Annotated in this window: 19 protein-coding genes; 11 read left to right on the top strand and 8 right to left on the bottom strand. The window is 70.6% G+C overall.

All coding sequences use genetic code 11. The features are described from left to right. Positions 1-233: 233 nt before the first annotated feature. The 4 genes from ACLJOU_RS45395 to ACLJOU_RS45380 all read right to left on the bottom strand — a co-directional run bounded on the left by ACLJOU_RS45395 (position 234) and on the right by ACLJOU_RS45380 (position 3,406). Complete coding sequence (locus ACLJOU_RS45395) at positions 234-614, bottom strand: VOC family protein (RefSeq protein WP_410575501.1); 381 nt, start codon at positions 612-614, stop codon at positions 234-236. Between the two features lie 255 nt (positions 615-869). Then, positions 870-1,913, bottom strand: coding sequence for a hypothetical protein (locus ACLJOU_RS45390; RefSeq protein ID WP_410575500.1), 1,044 nt, complete (start codon positions 1,911-1,913; stop codon positions 870-872). Further along, positions 1,910-2,956: a tetratricopeptide repeat protein gene (locus tag ACLJOU_RS45385; protein ID WP_410575499.1), complete on the bottom strand. Its 1,047-nt coding sequence runs from the start codon at positions 2,954-2,956 to the stop codon at positions 1,910-1,912. The genes ACLJOU_RS45390 and ACLJOU_RS45385 overlap by 4 nt, the downstream gene beginning before the upstream one ends. Positions 2,957-2,971: 15 nt before the next feature. Next, positions 2,972-3,406 (bottom strand): hypothetical protein, encoded by a 435-nt coding sequence (locus ACLJOU_RS45380; protein ID WP_410575498.1) that lies wholly within the window; start codon positions 3,404-3,406, stop codon positions 2,972-2,974. A 97-nt stretch (positions 3,407-3,503) separates the two neighbouring features. On the opposite strand from ACLJOU_RS45380, the gene ACLJOU_RS45375 reads away from it, so the two are divergent. From ACLJOU_RS45375 to lepB, 4 genes are all read left to right on the top strand, one after another. Beyond that, the gene (locus ACLJOU_RS45375) at positions 3,504-3,638 is read left to right on the top strand and encodes a hypothetical protein (RefSeq protein WP_410575497.1); all 135 of its coding nucleotides are present in this window, start codon (positions 3,504-3,506) and stop codon (positions 3,636-3,638) included. A gap of 114 nt (positions 3,639-3,752) precedes the next feature. Next, a complete protein-coding gene (locus tag ACLJOU_RS45370; RefSeq protein WP_410575496.1) occupies positions 3,753-5,192 on the top strand; it encodes a hypothetical protein in 1,440 nt (479 codons plus the stop codon). Positions 5,193-5,462: 270 nt separating this feature from the next. After that, positions 5,463-5,687, top strand: a complete 225-nt coding sequence (locus ACLJOU_RS45365) for a TetR/AcrR family transcriptional regulator C-terminal domain-containing protein (RefSeq protein ID WP_410575495.1) — start codon at positions 5,463-5,465, stop codon at positions 5,685-5,687. Between the two features lie 149 nt (positions 5,688-5,836). Beyond that, entirely contained in the window at positions 5,837-6,769 is a 933-nt protein-coding gene (gene lepB / locus ACLJOU_RS45360; protein ID WP_410575494.1) for a signal peptidase I, read from the top strand. A gap of 105 nt (positions 6,770-6,874) precedes the next feature. On the opposite strand, the gene ACLJOU_RS45355 is transcribed toward lepB, so the two are convergent. Genes ACLJOU_RS45355 through ACLJOU_RS45345 form a run of 3 tightly spaced genes read right to left on the bottom strand, consistent with a single transcriptional unit; the run spans position 6,875 to position 8,146 of the window. Further along, positions 6,875-7,504 carry a hypothetical protein gene (locus ACLJOU_RS45355; protein ID WP_410575493.1) on the bottom strand — a complete coding sequence of 210 codons (630 nt, stop codon included), beginning with the start codon at positions 7,502-7,504 and terminating at the stop codon, positions 6,875-6,877. Beyond that, positions 7,504-7,827, bottom strand: a complete 324-nt coding sequence (locus ACLJOU_RS45350; protein ID WP_410575492.1) for a hypothetical protein — start codon at positions 7,825-7,827, stop codon at positions 7,504-7,506. The genes ACLJOU_RS45355 and ACLJOU_RS45350 overlap by 1 nt, the downstream gene beginning before the upstream one ends. A 16-nt stretch (positions 7,828-7,843) precedes the next feature. Next, positions 7,844-8,146: a hypothetical protein gene (locus tag ACLJOU_RS45345; protein WP_410575491.1), complete on the bottom strand. Its 303-nt coding sequence runs from the start codon at positions 8,144-8,146 to the stop codon at positions 7,844-7,846. A 100-nt stretch (positions 8,147-8,246) separates the two neighbouring features. Here ACLJOU_RS45345 and ACLJOU_RS45340 point away from each other — a divergent pair, with 100 nt between their 5' ends. The 7 genes from ACLJOU_RS45340 to ACLJOU_RS45310 all read left to right on the top strand — a co-directional run bounded on the left by ACLJOU_RS45340 (position 8,247) and on the right by ACLJOU_RS45310 (position 13,103). Beyond that, the gene (locus ACLJOU_RS45340; protein WP_410575490.1) at positions 8,247-8,780 is read left to right on the top strand and encodes a helix-turn-helix transcriptional regulator; all 534 of its coding nucleotides are present in this window, start codon (positions 8,247-8,249) and stop codon (positions 8,778-8,780) included. Between the two features lie 9 nt (positions 8,781-8,789). Beyond that, the gene (locus ACLJOU_RS45335; RefSeq protein WP_410575489.1) at positions 8,790-9,992 is read left to right on the top strand and encodes a protein kinase domain-containing protein; all 1,203 of its coding nucleotides are present in this window, start codon (positions 8,790-8,792) and stop codon (positions 9,990-9,992) included. A 286-nt stretch (positions 9,993-10,278) separates the two neighbouring features. After that, positions 10,279-10,935 carry a TasA family protein gene (locus ACLJOU_RS45330; RefSeq protein WP_410575488.1) on the top strand — a complete coding sequence of 219 codons (657 nt, stop codon included), beginning with the start codon at positions 10,279-10,281 and terminating at the stop codon, positions 10,933-10,935. A gap of 3 nt (positions 10,936-10,938) precedes the next feature. Continuing rightward, on the top strand, positions 10,939-11,475 hold the full coding sequence (locus ACLJOU_RS45325; protein WP_410575487.1) for a hypothetical protein: 537 nt from the start codon (positions 10,939-10,941) through the stop codon (positions 11,473-11,475). A 10-nt stretch (positions 11,476-11,485) separates the two neighbouring features. Next, on the top strand, positions 11,486-12,016 hold the full coding sequence (locus ACLJOU_RS45320) for a signal peptidase I (RefSeq protein ID WP_410575486.1): 531 nt from the start codon (positions 11,486-11,488) through the stop codon (positions 12,014-12,016). 38 nt (positions 12,017-12,054) lie between these two features. Further along, positions 12,055-12,744, top strand: a complete 690-nt coding sequence (locus ACLJOU_RS45315) for a response regulator transcription factor (protein ID WP_410575485.1) — start codon at positions 12,055-12,057, stop codon at positions 12,742-12,744. Next, positions 12,741-13,103: a response regulator gene (locus tag ACLJOU_RS45310; RefSeq protein WP_410575484.1), complete on the top strand. Its 363-nt coding sequence runs from the start codon at positions 12,741-12,743 to the stop codon at positions 13,101-13,103. Before ACLJOU_RS45315 ends, ACLJOU_RS45310 begins: the two co-directional genes overlap by 4 nt. A gap of 37 nt (positions 13,104-13,140) precedes the next feature. Here ACLJOU_RS45310 and ACLJOU_RS45305 read toward each other — a convergent pair whose 3' ends face one another. After that, positions 13,141-14,334 (bottom strand): ATP-binding protein, encoded by a 1,194-nt coding sequence (locus ACLJOU_RS45305; protein ID WP_410575483.1) that lies wholly within the window; start codon positions 14,332-14,334, stop codon positions 13,141-13,143. Between the last annotated feature and the right edge of the window lie 40 nt (positions 14,335-14,374).

The following is a 14,374-nucleotide window of genomic DNA, read 5'->3' as shown; positions in this document are numbered from 1 at the left end:
GAACATCCCAGGACCTCAACATCAAACTCGCCGAACTCGCCCGCACCCTCGCCGACCGCCACACCGAGATCGACCTCCCCACCCGCTGAACACCACCGGTCAACCCCCGTCGGCGGTGGTGAGCAGGGTCGCGCACGGCTTCTGCCACCATCCGGTCCGGCCGGCCAGGACTTGGCAGAAGCCGGAACTACCCGGTTTGCGCGCCGTGCTGCCACGGCCGTGCCGAACCACCGTCACGGCCAGGTCCGAGCGAGCCGGTGAAAGGTCTCCGGATCGCTGTGCACCGGCACCACGCAGAGCAGGTGGCCACCGGGCGCGCGCAACGTGTGACACTCCAGCCACCGCGAGACCGGCTCGGCGCCCAGAGCGGTCAGGCGGGCTACCTCCGCTTCCACATCATCAGCCTCGATATCGACGTGGTAGCGGGCCTCGTCGTCGACCGCCTGGATGTCGACGATCAACCCGGGGACGGCACCGTCCAGAGCAGTGAACTGTTCCTCGCCCGCCACGGAGCGGGCCGGAACCCCCAATGCGGCAGACCAGAAATCCGTTGCCGAACCGGCTTCCGCGGCAGGCGTGTCGATGAAAATCCCGAACAGCCGGCTGCGATGCACGGCGCGAGACTATCCGATACGGAGGCCGGCCCGCTCGAGGGCCAGTGGGTGACAGGTCGATCCCGAGGACAGGCAGTACACGCAACAAGGACCTACAACCGTGCCACACCGGTCATGCCGCTGGTCGACCTTCGGCAGGACGCACGCCCATGCCGGCGTGGCGCACGAGGACGAGACCGTCGTCAGAACGAGGTCGGCTTGAGTGATCCACAGCCGGTCAGCCCGTCGACGCGATGGCCTCACCAAGACCACCGGCTACGGGTGGTCCAGGAGCCTGCGGGCGGTGGCGACGATCTTGTCCTCCTGGGCCGACAGCCAGCTCACGTAGCCGTCCGCGAACTGGAGGAGATTCGGGTCGGCCAGCTCCGTGACGACCGCGCGCAGCGCCGCTCCCCGCTTGTCCGATGGCGGGTGCGTTCGTGTCGTCATCCCCTCGGGCAGCTCGTACAGCTCCTGCTGGACGCGGTCGACGAGGTGGTCGAGCGCAAGGAACACGAACGGGCCGGCGACCGTCAGCGCCTTCTCGTGGAAGGGGGCCGACTCGTCCAGCCCGCGCAGCAACAGCAGCATCGCCAGCTCGTCCGCCTCGTACTCGCGGTGCAGGCTTCCCGCGCTCCAGCCCGCGATCACCCGGGGCTCGGCGGCCTCGTGCACGTGACCGGCCAGCAGATGGCCGAACTCGTGAGCGACGACGAAGTACTTCGCAGCGCTCACGATCAAGTAGCCGAGGAACTCCTGGTTACCGAACGGCATGCGGGGCCGCGCCGGGAGCGGGACCTCGTTGGCCGACAGGTACGTGACGACCGACTTGGCGAGCATCGTGACGGCGGACTCGTGCCGTTGCTGCTCTTCCGTCGTGACGTCGGCGATGCTGATCTCCCCGCCTTCCCGCCTGGTGAACGGGCGGGTGGAGGCACCGATGGCGATGCCCGCCCGGTCGAGCAGCGTCACGAGGCCGGTGTTGACCAGGATCAGCGTGCCACTTCCGGCCGCCGTGGCGTGTGCGTTGAATTCGTGGTGCGGGTATTCACCAACGTACACCGGACCGGGGAGGTCGAAGCCGCTTGCCGCCAGCGTCTTCCGGATCCTGGCGTCCTCCTCTCCGAACCGGTGCCGGGCGGGGATGCGGTAGCCGTCGCGACGCAGTTCCTCGACGTCGATCGCCAGGAACTCCCGTTCGGCCTCGCTGAGCCCTTCGGCGAACTCCCGGACGGATGCGGGATCCGGCGGCTCGAGCAGGTGGCCCAGCCCCCGGCTCTCCAGCAGCGCGCGGTACTCCCGTTCGATCGGCGAAGTCATCGGCCACCGGGGCTCAGGTAGGCCTTGGCGCGGGCCGCCACGCTCGGATCCTCCGACCGGACCGCGACCTTGAAGAACTTCCGCGCCTTCCGGTTGTTCCCCTGGTGTTGCCAGTACCGCCCGAGGTTGAACGCCGCCAGCAGGCTCGTCTCCGCCTGACCGCGCTCGTGGGCGTATTCCCAAAGCGACCTGGCCCGGTTCCAGTCCCCGTTCTCCTCCTCCAACGCGCCGAGGTTCATCGCCGCGTCCGGCGAACTCAGCTCGTCGTCGAGGTCCAGCGTGAACTCGTAGGCTTCGCGTGCGCCTTCGCGGTCGTTCCGGTCGTGCCGCGCGGCACCGAGCCGGAAGGCAGCCATACCCTGCATCGGGGCGACGCCGCAGTCGACACAGCGCTGGAAAGCCGCCGTCGCCCCGTCCAGGTCACCGCTCGTCCGCAGGACCGTACCGAGGTAGAGCGTCGCCGCGGCCCGCAGTGACGCGTCGGCCGTGCCGGCCGCCAGCCGGTACCACCGGGCAGCGGCGGCGAGGTCCCGGTCCGCCTCGGCCAGCTCGCCGAGGTGGAAGCCGGCCGCGAAAGCCTCCGGCTTGCCGGTGCCCGCGCACGCCTCGAACGCTCGCCGCGCCTCGGCGAGCTGCCCGGCCGCTTTCGCTTCCCGGCCCACGGACAGGGCCACCCCGGCCGCGGCGAAGTCCGTGATCGCCTGGCACGTCGCCTTCCTGCGCCGATCGGCCTGCTCGCGGAGCTGCCCCCGGAGCCGCTCCGCGGCCGCCGAGGTACCGCGAGGACCCGAGTCCGCTCGGTCGGTGAACCCGCTGAACCCCGCCGCCGGCTCTTCGCCGCGGTTCCACGTTCCGACGCCGTCGCCGATCTTCCGGTAGTCCTCGGAGTCGACGACCAGCATGAACGTCTCCGTGCGGGTGCCGCACAACGGGCAAATCGTCCCCGCGACGGACTTCAGGTACTCGCCGGTCGCCTTCGTGCTGTTCACCACGCGGAAGTCGACGCAGTGGAAGCACTCGACGGAAATGGCGCCTACCATCATGGTGACTCCAGTCCGCTACTTCGAGTCGATTTGCCACTGGTTCGAGGACTCGTTCCAGAAGATCTGGAGCTTGTCCGGCGTCCGGCCCGTGCGCGTGATCGCGTCGAGATCCAGCTCGGCGAGGGCCGCGATCGCCGAGTCGGGCATGTCCGGCTTGGCGTACAGGACCGCCTGGACGCCGGGGTCGTCGCCCTTGACGATCAGCAGCTGCTTGGCCGGGTCTGCGGCGGCGCCCTTCTTGCCCCGAGCGTCGCGGAACGCGCGCTTGAGCAGTGACCGCACCGCGTCGTAGGAATCCTCGGCGGCCTTCTTGACCAGCGTCTGGACGAACGGCACGACGGCGGCCGTCACCACCGCCGTCGTGATCACCGTGTCCAGCGCCGGCGACCACTCGCCGGGAACGGGTTCCGCGGCCGGGGAATCTCCCGGCGGCCGGTCCGTGAACGTCATTCGTCCCCCTGGTTCCCGTGGCAGAATCAGTCCGACTCAGGCATTACCACGATGCGCCACCGGAACGAAAGAGTTCCACACAAAACCTCACCGGAAGATGTTCGCTCCGGCCGGCCGTCGCGGCGCCGCGCTCGACGCCGCCGACGCCGCGGACGCCGAGCAAGCGGAGGGTGTGGTCGGGCTCGGGGTCGTCCAGCCGGGCGGCGGCGATCGGCGGGATGTCGGCGTGTAGCAACGTTTTTTCCGTCACTCTGTTGGCGGTCAAGCGGATACCGCCGCGTCGGTTACGGTCGCCGAGGGGTCGCGCGAGCCTGCGAAGGACGCGCTCTGGCGGAAGGTGCGGTCAGTGACCGGTCGATTGCGGCGCATTGCCCTGCTCGTGATCGCGCTTGCCGCGGCCGTCGCCGTACCGGCCGACGCGGGGGCAGCAGTGACAGTCGGCGCACCGGTGGTCGGCAGGTCGGGCGTCTACGATTACTCTCCGAGCGTCATCCAGAGCGGCAACGTGCAGAAGTTCTGGTGGTGCGGCAAAGGCCAGAACCCGCAGAACCCGTCGCAAAACAGTGACACCATCCAGTACGAGTCGATCGACCTGTCCACCGGGGCGAAGGACGGCCCCCGCACGGTCCTCGCCGAGACGCCGGGCGCCTGGGACTCGCTCTACACGTGCAATGCCGCGGTCGTGCAGGGAACGTTCCGCAACCCTCTCGGCGACGGGATCGCCTACAGCTACGCCATGTACTACGTGGGGACGAACACCCCGCCGGGCATCAACAACCACGTCGGGGTGGCGTTCTCCACCGACGGAACTACGTGGAAGAAGTACCCGAACCCGATCGTCTCGCCGACCGGCGACGGCGGATACGGCATCGCCGAACCGGCGCCGTACAACTCCGACGGCGGTTCGGGCATCTGGCTGTTCTACGAGAACGAGGCCGGTCACTACCTGGTGAAGTCCACCGACGGCGTGCACTTCGCTGCGGCCGCACAGCTCAGCGCCAACGGCTTGCCCCCGAACAGCACGTGGGGCGACATCGCCTACGACCGAACGGCGAACCAGTGGTACGCGGTCTACAACAAGCCAGTACGGACACCAGCCACGACCGGCGGTGTGGTGGAGCGCGGCCAGTACGGGTACACGCTCTACCGCATCGGCAACGCCGCCCTGTTCACCGGCACCTGGCAAGAACTGACCACAGTAGACACGAACCTGACCGGCTACGAGTCGAACTTCATCCCCGGCTTGCTGCGTGACCCCAACGGCACGGTGAACGTGCCCGCCTACCCGCAGATCGAGGTGTACGCCTCCACCTCGGTGCCTCGTCCGGCCGCAGACGCCTCACCCGCACAGGCGGCGACCGGCGCGGACACCTCCAAGTGGGACATCGTCTGGTCACTGTGGACAGCGAGCCCGACGACCAGGCCGCTCGTGCGCTACTACAGCACCGGCCTGAAAGTCCACGAGGTCACCACCGGCTGGGTCGACACCGGCTCGTTCCACGTCGAGAGCACCCTCGGGCGGCTGGTCGAAGCACCCACAGCGACAGCGACGAAACCATTGTACGGTTGCAAGAACGGCACTAAAGACTACTTCGTCTCTCCGGAGAGCGGCTGCGAGAACACCCTTGTCCTGGGCTTGCAGGGCTATGCCTATCCCCAGCAGACCACCACCGGCCAGGTCCCGCTCTACCGCTGTTACACCGGCAACCACCACTTCGTCACCACCCAGGCCGACTGCGAGGGCCAGCGCTACGAGTCGCTGCTGGGTTACGCGGACCCGCCCTGACGGCCGCACCGGGCACGATGAGCTGAGGAACAGGAGAAGCCGGGTGACGTCGGCCGGCTCCCCGAGCCGGGGAATGGCGAACGGCTCGGGTGAGTAGAACTCGGCGATGGCCGCAACCGCGCCGGCTGCCGGTTCGTGGATGAACGGCGTCGAGATCACGCCGGGATGGATGGTGTTCACCCGGATGTGGTCGCGGCCGATTCGACTGCGGCCGTTCGGGTGAGGCCTCGTACGGCCCACCTGCTGGCGACGTACGGCGCGTAGTGCGCCGTGCCGCCCAGGCTTCTGCACGCCCGCGTTGTTGACGAGCAGGACGTGAACCTCGCCGCCACCCAGTTCCTGGGCATGATCGCCAACTACGTCTTCTGGCCGGCGCTCCTGGTGCCGGGCTGGGAGGTGAGCGCCGAACGCGTCGCGCAGGTGGTCGACGAGGCCGTCCGCACCATCGCCGCCCGTTACGCCGCGACCGGACCAGGGGCGGACCCCACTAGCTGACACACGACGACATGGCGGCCTGCGATAGCACCAAAACCAGCCGGGCGCGTCGATGTAGAAGCTGGACGAGCAGCCGTCGATCTGTGAAGGGAACGGCGAGACGGCTCCGGCCAACTCTGTCACCACCCGGTTACCGGTAGCCTGGGGACGTGGCGGAACCCGTTTCCCGGAACGCTCCCGAGGATGACCCCGACCGCTCCGAGGAGGACAAGCCCCGGCTGTCCCGCTCCGAGGAGCGCGGGGGATCCCGGCGGCGAGCCAAGCCCGCCAAGAAACGGTCGTTCTGGAAGGAACTGCCGATCCTGCTCGTGATCGCCCTGGTGCTCACGATCCTGATCCAGACATTCCTCGCGAAGGTCTTCATGATCCCTTCGGGCTCCATGGAGGCCACCCTGCACGGATGTCCCGGGTGCACCGGAGACCGGATCCTGGTCGACCGGGTCACCTACGACTTCACCGAGCCCTCCCCGGGCGACGTGATCGTGTTCAAGGGCCCGCCGGCGTGGGTGAACAACGAGATCCCGCCGCAGGAGTCGAGCAACGTCGTCGTCCATGCCCTGCGTGGTCTCGGCTCGCTGGTGGGATTCGCTCCGCCGGACGAGCGGGACTTCGTCAAGCGGGTGATCGCCGTGGGGGGCCAGACCGTCCGGTGCTGCGACGAGAACCGCGTGGTGGTGGACGGCAAGGCGCTCGACGAGCCGTACGTCCACTGGGAAGACGCGTCCGACCAGGCGGAGAAGCCCTTCGCGCCGGTCAAGGTCCCGGCCGGGACGGTGTGGGTCATGGGCGACAACCGCAACAATTCCGAGGACTCCCGGTTCCAGGGTGGTGGCGGCGTGAACGGCGCGGTCCCGGTGGACAACATCATCGGCAAGGCGCGGATCATCGTCCTGCCGCCGAGTCGCTGGGGTGGCATCACCGACCACAACCCGCAGGAGTCGGCGCAGCCGGTGGCGCTCGGTGCGCCGGCGTGGCAGAGCGGGCTCCCGCTCGGTGCCGGGATCGCGGCGGCGTGGCCGGCGTTGTTCGTCGGGCGCAAGCTCAAGGCCGGACTGCGCCGGGCGGCCGGGCGGAAACCCTAGCCACCCGGTCCTGGCCGGCAGACGGGTGATCCGGCCTTGACAGTTGGGCGTGGGCGTGCCAAGCGGCCCGTGCCGGTCAAGCTTCTGCCGGCACGGGCCGAGCGGTCAGGTGCAGGCGGACAGGTGCATCGCCTCGAGGTAGCCCCACCGTCCGGAACTCGGGGCGTAGCCGAGGATCCAGGCGGATGGGGCGTGCGTTCCGCAGTGGGCCGTGGTGATGCGGAATTCGTCGCCGTCGCGGACGTTGCCGATCACGAACGACTGCGGAGCGCTGCGCAGGGAACCGGAACTGGTGGCGTGAATCGTGGCCACGGAGTCGCCGTCGTGCGCCGGCTGGAACGGGATGGGCACCACGGCGTCGTGGCTGTCCAGGCCGTGCAGCTCCGGGATGCGGGCGCCGTGGGTGTCCTCGGCGTAGCCCGGGTCCAGGCAGCTCGAGGGCGTGAATCCCCAGTGGATGGCCGCGTCGGACCGGGAGTAGTCCAACACGAGCGCGTAATCGTTGACGGTGTAGCGCACCCCGAGGTGATAGGGGGTGCCGTCGGCGGTGGTGCGGTCCTTGACCCAGTGGCGGTCGGGCACGCCGGTCTTGGGGTAGTTCTCGTAGATGGTGCAGGACGCCTGGGTCAGGGTCGCCGAGGTGGTGTAGTGGGTCTCGTCGTCCGCCGCCGACGCGGGCGTGGCCGCGGTGACCAGCGCGGCGGCGAGCGCGGTGGTGAGGACTGCGGCGCGCATCAGTCCTGCGGTCCCGTGCAGACGTAGTCGTGGTCGACGTACCCGTCGATGCGGCCGTGCTGCTGCGCGGCCGGCCCGTCGAGCACGGCCGGGGCGTACCCCTTGATCCAGCCACCGGGCGTGGTCGGCTCGAGCCGGTGGAAGGTCTGGCTGTGGAAGATCGTGCCGACGATCTCCCCGACCGGCTGGGCGCGGACGTAGGTGTCCTGGGCGTGGCAGACGTAGAGGACGTCTTCGCTGGCCTGCGCGGCCGGTGCGGTGCTCAGCGCGGTGGCCAGCCCGGTCGCCAGCACCGCGGCCGCGATCTTGATCCTGCGGTTCATGAGGAGTTCCTTCCGGTCAGTCCAGGCAGGCGCGGGTGGTGAAGTACCACTGGTCGACGTGGAAGACCACGACGCCGCGCTGGCCTTCGAACGGGCTCTTGATGCGGCGGTTCATGGTGCCGCCGCGCGGGACGGAGTCGGCCTGCTCGCCGTAGAACTTGTCGTTGGCCTGGTCGTAGTTGGCGTAGTAGTGCGCGACGTCGCAGTGCACGGTCACCGGCTCGGTGATCGCCTCGGCCGACGCGGCCGGCGCCGCGACCGCGAGGCCGAGCGCCGACACGGCGACGGCCACGCCGCCGAGAATCCTTCGCTGTGTCATCTTAACAATCCCTCCGCGTTATCTTGAATGACACTCTCGACGGTAGGCCGTGTCATCGCAAATAGCAAGTGACGCCTTCTCGGACTACATTGATCTCGTGATGCAGCAGGATCCAGTGCCGCGGCGGGCGTACTACGGCCTGGCCGAGATCGCGGACGCGCTCGGCCTCAGCCGCCAGCTCGTGACCGTGTGGCGCCGCCGCCGCAGTCACGACATCCCGGAACCGACCGCCGAGCTGTCGTCCGGGCCGATCTGGGAGGGCGCGGCCATCGAGCCGTGGATCGACCGGCTGCGCGCCCGGCGCGACGACGGCGCGGCCGCTCCGCTCGGGCCCGAGCTCGCCGCCCGGCTCGCCCGGCGCGCACTGCGGCTGCTCGCGCTGCTGCTGGAAGACCGGCCGCGGCCGCAGCTGCTCGCCCAGGCCGTCGCCGCGGTGCAGGAACTGGCGCCGGCGGTCGAAGCGACCCTGGCCGACGACGACGGCCGCCTCGCCCGCGCCGTGCTCGCCGCGCTGGCCGGCGACAGCGCCCCGGCCACCTTCCGAACCCGGCTCGCCGACGTCCTGCCCGCGCTCGCGCAGCTGGTCAGGAAGGCGAACGGCGAACGCACGGACGAAACCGTGCCGAACGGATAACCTTTCCCCGTGCCCGCATCGCCGCACCCCGTGATCACCGGCTACCGGCTCGGTCCCGAACTCGGCCGAGGCGGCACCGGAGTGGTGTACGCGGCCACGCGGCTGGCGGACGGCCACGACGTCGCCCTCAAGGTGCTGCGCCCGGAACTGACGGCACAGCCCGGCCACGGCACACGCCTGCGGGAGGAAGCGGACCGCGCCCGCGCGATCGACCACCCCGGCGTGGTGCGCATCCTCGACGTCGAATCGGAAACCGGCGCCTGGCTGGCCATGGACCGGATCGACGGCCCCGACCTGCAGCGCCGGCTCGACGACGGGCCACTCGACCCCGCGACGGCCGTCGCGGTGGTCCGGCAGGTGGCGGACGCGGTCGCGGCGCTGCACGCCGCCGGGATCGTCCACTGCGACCTCAAACCGGCGAACGTCCTGCTCACCGGGCCGCCCGACGGGCTGCGCGCCCACGTCACCGACTTCGGTCTCGCCGCCGCCGTCGCCACGGTCGACGCCACCCTCGGAACCGGCTCACTCGCCCAAGACGAGTGGCTGCACAGCCTCGACCTGACCGCCGACGAACCGGCCGAAATGGCCGGCACGGTCACCTACATGGCCCCCGAGCAGTGGCGCGGAGAACAGGCAACGCCCCGGTCCGACGTCTACGCGCTGGGCGGCCTGCTCTACGCGGCCCTCACCGGTCGCCGCCCGTACCCGCAACGGACGCTGACCGAACTCGCGCTGGCCGTCGCCACCGAGCCACCGCCTGCGCCGAGTCGGTACGGTGCCCCAGCAGCGTTCGACGCAGTCGTCCGGCGAGCCATGGCCAAGGACCCCGCCCAGCGTTACGCCGACGTACCCGCCTTTGCCGCCGCGCTCAACGACGCTGCCGAAGGCCGCCGCGTCGCGAGTGCCGGAACGCCCCGCCGCCGGTGGATCGCGGCCGGCATCACTCTGCTGGTGGTGCTGGCGGCGGCCGGCCTCTACGTGTTGCTGCGGCCCACCCCCGACTCGTCGGCGTCGGTGACCAGGTCCGAGTGCGCGGAGTCGGCCACCTTGCGCGACCAGCCCGGAGGCCACGGCCACACGATCGGCCAGCTCCGCCGCGGCGACGTGGTCACCCTGGACCACCACCAGGACTCCGGTTTCTGGTCTTACGTCCGCACCGCCGACGGCAGGGCCGGCTGGACCCTGAACGAATACCTCCGCACGGGATGCTGAGATCGGCATCCGGGGCAGAACAGCAGGGAAAATCTCGTCCGGGACCCAAGCGCCGGCTTAGGCAGTGAAAGCAGCGTAAGGGTGCGAGCCTGCGTTCCGGACGACGGCATCCGGCGGCGAACACCAAGTGGTCAGAGTGGCCGCCCGGGGGTGCGGAGAGTGAGTGACGGCACGGCGCGGGAATCTTGAGGCGGTCTTGAGGAACGGCGGAGGGCGGCCAGAGGTCCGGGTCCGACCATGACTTCAGCGCACCACGCCGGGTGGTGCCCGCTGGACAAGGACTTCCATGGCCAACCACGCCCTTCCCACTCGCCGCCGTTCCGCCTGGCGTCCCGTTGCCCTCGCCGCCGTCGGCGGGTCCGTTCTCGTCGCCATGGGTGCCGGCGTCTGGGCGACGCTGACGGCGACCGCCGCGAACGTGACACCCGAGACGATCAGCAGCGGCACCCTCAAGCTGACCCTGGCGGCCAACGGTGCCGGATTCGACCAGGCGGTCGGCAACCTGGCTCCCGGGGACGTGGTCAACCGCTACGTCGACCTGACCAGCGGTGGCAGCCTCGACGCCCAGGCGCTGACCATGCAGGTCGCTGCCACCGGCTCGGGCGCGCTCGTCACCGACGGTGCCTCGACCAAGGCTCTGCGGGTCACCGTCAGGCAGTGCCCGGCTGCCTGGAACACCTCGACCGGCGCCTGCGGCAGCGGCACCGCCTCGACACTGCTGCAGCCGACCGCGCTGAGCGGCCTGAGCAGCGCCCAGTCCCTGATCGCCGGCGCGGTGGCCGCGAGTTCGGTCGCGCACCTGCAGGTCTCCGTGCAGCTGCCGGATCAGAACGAGAGCACGGTCAACGGCACCCTGCCCGCGGCGACGATCCAGGGCCTGACCGCGAACCTGACCTACACCTTCGCCGAGACCCAGCGCTCGGCCACGACCACCAACTCCTGAGCCGTGCGCCGGTCCTGGTCCCTCCGGGCGGCCGCCGTCACCGCGACGGCCGCCGCGCTGGCCGCGGTGCCCGTCACGGCCGGCGCGGCCGGTCTCGCCACGGCCGGCACCGCGATCACCGCGACCACGGTTACGTGGTCGGCCGTGCTGGCCGACGGCTGGGGCGCGCTTCAGACCGGCAAACCGCTCAGTGTTTCCTGGGGACTGCTCGACGCGACACCGCGTTACGCGTCGGTGCGCAACACCGGCACCGTGGCGCTGACCGGTGAGACCTACACGGTCACCGAGAGCGGCGTGGCCACCAGCGTCCGGCTCGACGCCTGTGTGGGCGGCACCTGGGTGGCCGACAAGTGCGCCGGCACGGTCGTCGCGCTCACCGATTCGACGGCGGGCGCCACTGCCGCTGCTCGTCCACTCGCGGTGGGCGAGCAGCTGAGCCTGCGGCTCGTCCAGACCGGGCTCCCCGGGCTCACCACCGCGACCGTCTCGGTCTCGGTCTCCCGCGCGCAGATCCGCACAGCCACGACTTCCAACTCGTAGGAGCCCACCCATGGTCACCACCGCGCCCGCTCCCGGACGGCACCGCCCACGCCGCTCGCCGCGCCGGCTCCCAGGAGTACTGCTCGGCGTGGTGGCAGTACTCGCCGTCGCCGGGGCCGTGGCGGTCTTCGTGCTGCGGATCGGGTTCGCGCCGGTGCTGTCGCCGAGCATGGAACCCGGCTTCGCCCCCGGGGACCTGCTCATCACCCGTCAGGTGGATGCCCGGTCGGTACTCGCCGGCGACGTCGTCGTACTGCCGCGCCCGGACGCGCCCGGCGAGCGGTACGCCCACCGCATCGTCGAGGTCGATCGAACTCGAGCCGAGCCGCTGGTGCGGACGAAGGGCGACAACAACGCCACGGCCGACCCGCAGCGCCTGCGCATCACGTCCTCGACGGTGCCCGTCGTGGTCGGGCACGTGCCGTGGATCGGGCGGGTGGCGCTGCTCGGCCAGTACGGCGGGGTGCGCGCCGGGGTGATCGTGTTCGCCGGGCTGTGCCTGCTCGTCGCGGCGAAGCGGGCGTTGTGGGACCGGCGGTGAGGCTGCCGACCTGTCCGCCGCCGGTCACAATGGCGATCATGGCCAAGGTCCTGGTGGTGGAGGACACCGACAGCATCCGGGAGGTCGTCGTGCTCGCCCTGGACGACGCCTGCTTCGACGTGCGCACCGCAGCCGACGGCGACCACGCGCTGGCCGAACTACAGGCGTGGGACCCGGACGTGGTCGTGCTCGACCTGAACATCCCCGGCCCGGACGGCCTCGAAGTGTGCCGCCGGCTGCGCAGCTTCTCCCAAGCCTACGTCGTCATGCTGACCGCGAAGTCCGACGAGGTCGACAAGCTCGTCGGGCTGGCCAGCGGCGCCGACGACTACCTGACCAAGCCGTTCTCCCCGCGCGAGCTGGTCGCCCGGATCCAGGCGATGCTGCGCCGCCCGCGGTCTCGCGGCACTCCGGAACCGGCTTCGGGCCGCGTCGTCGGGCCGGTGCGCATCGACGTCGAAGCCCGCGACGTGACGGTGGGCGGCGAGCACGTCGAGCTGACCCGGATCGAGTTCGACCTGCTCGACGCGCTCACCGAGAACGTCCGCGCGGTGAGCAGCCGCGACGCGCTGCGCCGCCGGGCATGGGGTGAGAGCTGGCGGGCCGACGACCACGCCGTCGACGTACACCTGTCAAACCTGCGCCGCAAGCTCGCCGCGGCAGGCGCACCGGGGTTCATCGCGACGGTGCGCGGCATCGGCTACCGGATCGACCGGGGCGCCCGGTGACGCGCACGGTGCTGGTGGTGGACGACGACCCGGACGTGCGGGAGGTGCTGGGCCTGGCGCTGAGCGTGGTCCCGGACTGGCGGATCGAAACCGCGTCCGATGGCCGGGAAGCGGTGCGCCGCTGCGGGCACGGCGGAGTGGACGCGGTCGTGCTCGACGTGGAGATGCCGGGCTACGACGGCCGCCGCACCCTCCGCGAACTCGAGGCAGCCAACGCGGCGCTGCCGGTGGTCCTCCTGACCGCGGCAGCGGACACGGCCGGCCTGCTGGACCTGGGGGCGCTCGCCGTGCTCGCGAAACCGTTCGACCCGCTGAGCATCGGGCTCACACTGGCGAGGCTGCTGCGCTGGGACGCCTGAGCCGCAGTCACCCCGATCGCCGCGCCTTCGGCCCGGGTCACCACCACGTGCGCTCCTCCTGCGGGCCCGTTGCGGGCAGCCGCACCGTGAAAACGCTGCCGCCGCCGTCGGCCGCGCCGGCGCGGACCGTGCCGCCGTGGGCGTGCACGATCCCGCGGGTGATCGCCAGGCCCAGGCCGGCTCCCCCGGTGGCCAGGCCCGCCTGGGCGAACGGTTCGAAGATGCGCTCTTCTTCCTCCGGAGGGATGCCCGGTCCGCGGTCGCGGACCGACACCTCGACCCACGCGTCGTCGCGACGAGCGGCGACCGTGACAGTCGTGCCCTCCGGGGCCACCGCCGCCGCGTTGGCGAGCAGGTTCGTGAACACCTGGACCAGCCGGTCGGCGTCACCGCGGACCAGCCCCGCGCCGCCCGCGCGCTCGATACGCACGCCTACCCGCTCCGCCGCACCTTCGACACTGTCCACCGCGCCCTCCAGTACCTCCGCGATGTCCACGTCGGACAACCGCAGGCGCAAACCGCCGCCCTGCAACCGGGTCAAGTCGAGCACCTCGTTCGACAGCCGGATCAGCCGGTCGGTGTTCTTCGCCGCGATCGCCACCAGCCGGGCGGCGCGCTCGCCGAGTTCACCGAACCGGCCGGAAGCGACCAGCTCCAGCGACCCGTGAATGGACGTCAACGGCGTCCGCAGCTCGTGGCTGACCAGCGACACGAGCTCCTCCCGCACTTCGCGGGCGTTGCGTGCCTCCCGCCGGGCCTGCACGACGGCGACCTCCAGCTCCACCCAGTGCGCCAGGTCACGCAGCCGGTCGCGCTCGGCCGAGGTCAGCTGCCGCGGCTGCCGGTCGATCACGCACAGCGTCCCGATCTTGTGCCCGGACGGCGTACCCACCGGCTGCCCGGCATAGAACCGGATGTGGGGCGGGCCGGTCACCATCGGATTGTCGGCGAAACGCGGATCAAGGCGAGCGTCCGGAATCTCCAGCAGATCGTCGCGCTCGATGGCCCGCGCACAGAACGACGCGCTGCGCGGGGTTTCCCGGTCGTCGAGCCCGACGCATGACTTGAACCACTGCCGGTCCAGCTCCACCAGGGAAACCAGCGCGATCGGCACACCGAAAGTGTGCTGAGCCAGCCGGGTGATGCGGTCGAACCGTTCCTCTCTCGGGGTGTCCAGCAGGTCCAGCGCACGAAGCGCCGCAACTCGGACCAGCTCCGCATCCCCGTCCACCAGTCCAGTATCACCATCACCGTGATCAGCGCCTCGCTAC

The sequence above is a fragment of the Amycolatopsis sp. cmx-4-61 genome (assembly GCF_046548775.1).
Classification (GTDB): domain Bacteria; phylum Actinomycetota; class Actinomycetes; order Mycobacteriales; family Pseudonocardiaceae; genus Amycolatopsis.
Note: the sequence above shows the minus strand (reverse complement) of the source record. Positions and strands in the feature narration are given on the sequence as shown.

What these genes read in the sequence shown, in the direction of transcription:
- ACLJOU_RS45340 (WP_410575490.1), top strand. Translation starts at nt 8,247, where the DNA reads ATGCAGCAGGATCCAGTGCCGCGGCGGGCGTACTACGGCCTGGCCGAG.
- ACLJOU_RS45390 (WP_410575500.1), bottom strand. Translation starts at nt 1,913, where the DNA reads ATGACTTCGCCGATCGAACGGGAGTACCGCGCGCTGCTGGAGAGCCGG.
- ACLJOU_RS45315 (WP_410575485.1), top strand. Translation starts at nt 12,055, where the DNA reads ATGGCCAAGGTCCTGGTGGTGGAGGACACCGACAGCATCCGGGAGGTC.
- ACLJOU_RS45380 (WP_410575498.1), bottom strand. Translation starts at nt 3,406, where the DNA reads ATGACGTTCACGGACCGGCCGCCGGGAGATTCCCCGGCCGCGGAACCC.
- ACLJOU_RS45345 (WP_410575491.1), bottom strand. Translation starts at nt 8,146, where the DNA reads ATGACACAGCGAAGGATTCTCGGCGGCGTGGCCGTCGCCGTGTCGGCG.
- ACLJOU_RS45350 (WP_410575492.1), bottom strand. Translation starts at nt 7,827, where the DNA reads ATGAACCGCAGGATCAAGATCGCGGCCGCGGTGCTGGCGACCGGGCTG.
- ACLJOU_RS45355 (WP_410575493.1), bottom strand. Translation starts at nt 7,504, where the DNA reads ATGCGCGCCGCAGTCCTCACCACCGCGCTCGCCGCCGCGCTGGTCACC.
- ACLJOU_RS45375 (WP_410575497.1), top strand. Translation starts at nt 3,504, where the DNA reads ATGTTCGCTCCGGCCGGCCGTCGCGGCGCCGCGCTCGACGCCGCCGAC.
- ACLJOU_RS45330 (WP_410575488.1), top strand. Translation starts at nt 10,279, where the DNA reads ATGGCCAACCACGCCCTTCCCACTCGCCGCCGTTCCGCCTGGCGTCCC.
- ACLJOU_RS45385 (WP_410575499.1), bottom strand. Translation starts at nt 2,956, where the DNA reads ATGATGGTAGGCGCCATTTCCGTCGAGTGCTTCCACTGCGTCGACTTC.
- ACLJOU_RS45320 (WP_410575486.1), top strand. Translation starts at nt 11,486, where the DNA reads ATGGTCACCACCGCGCCCGCTCCCGGACGGCACCGCCCACGCCGCTCG.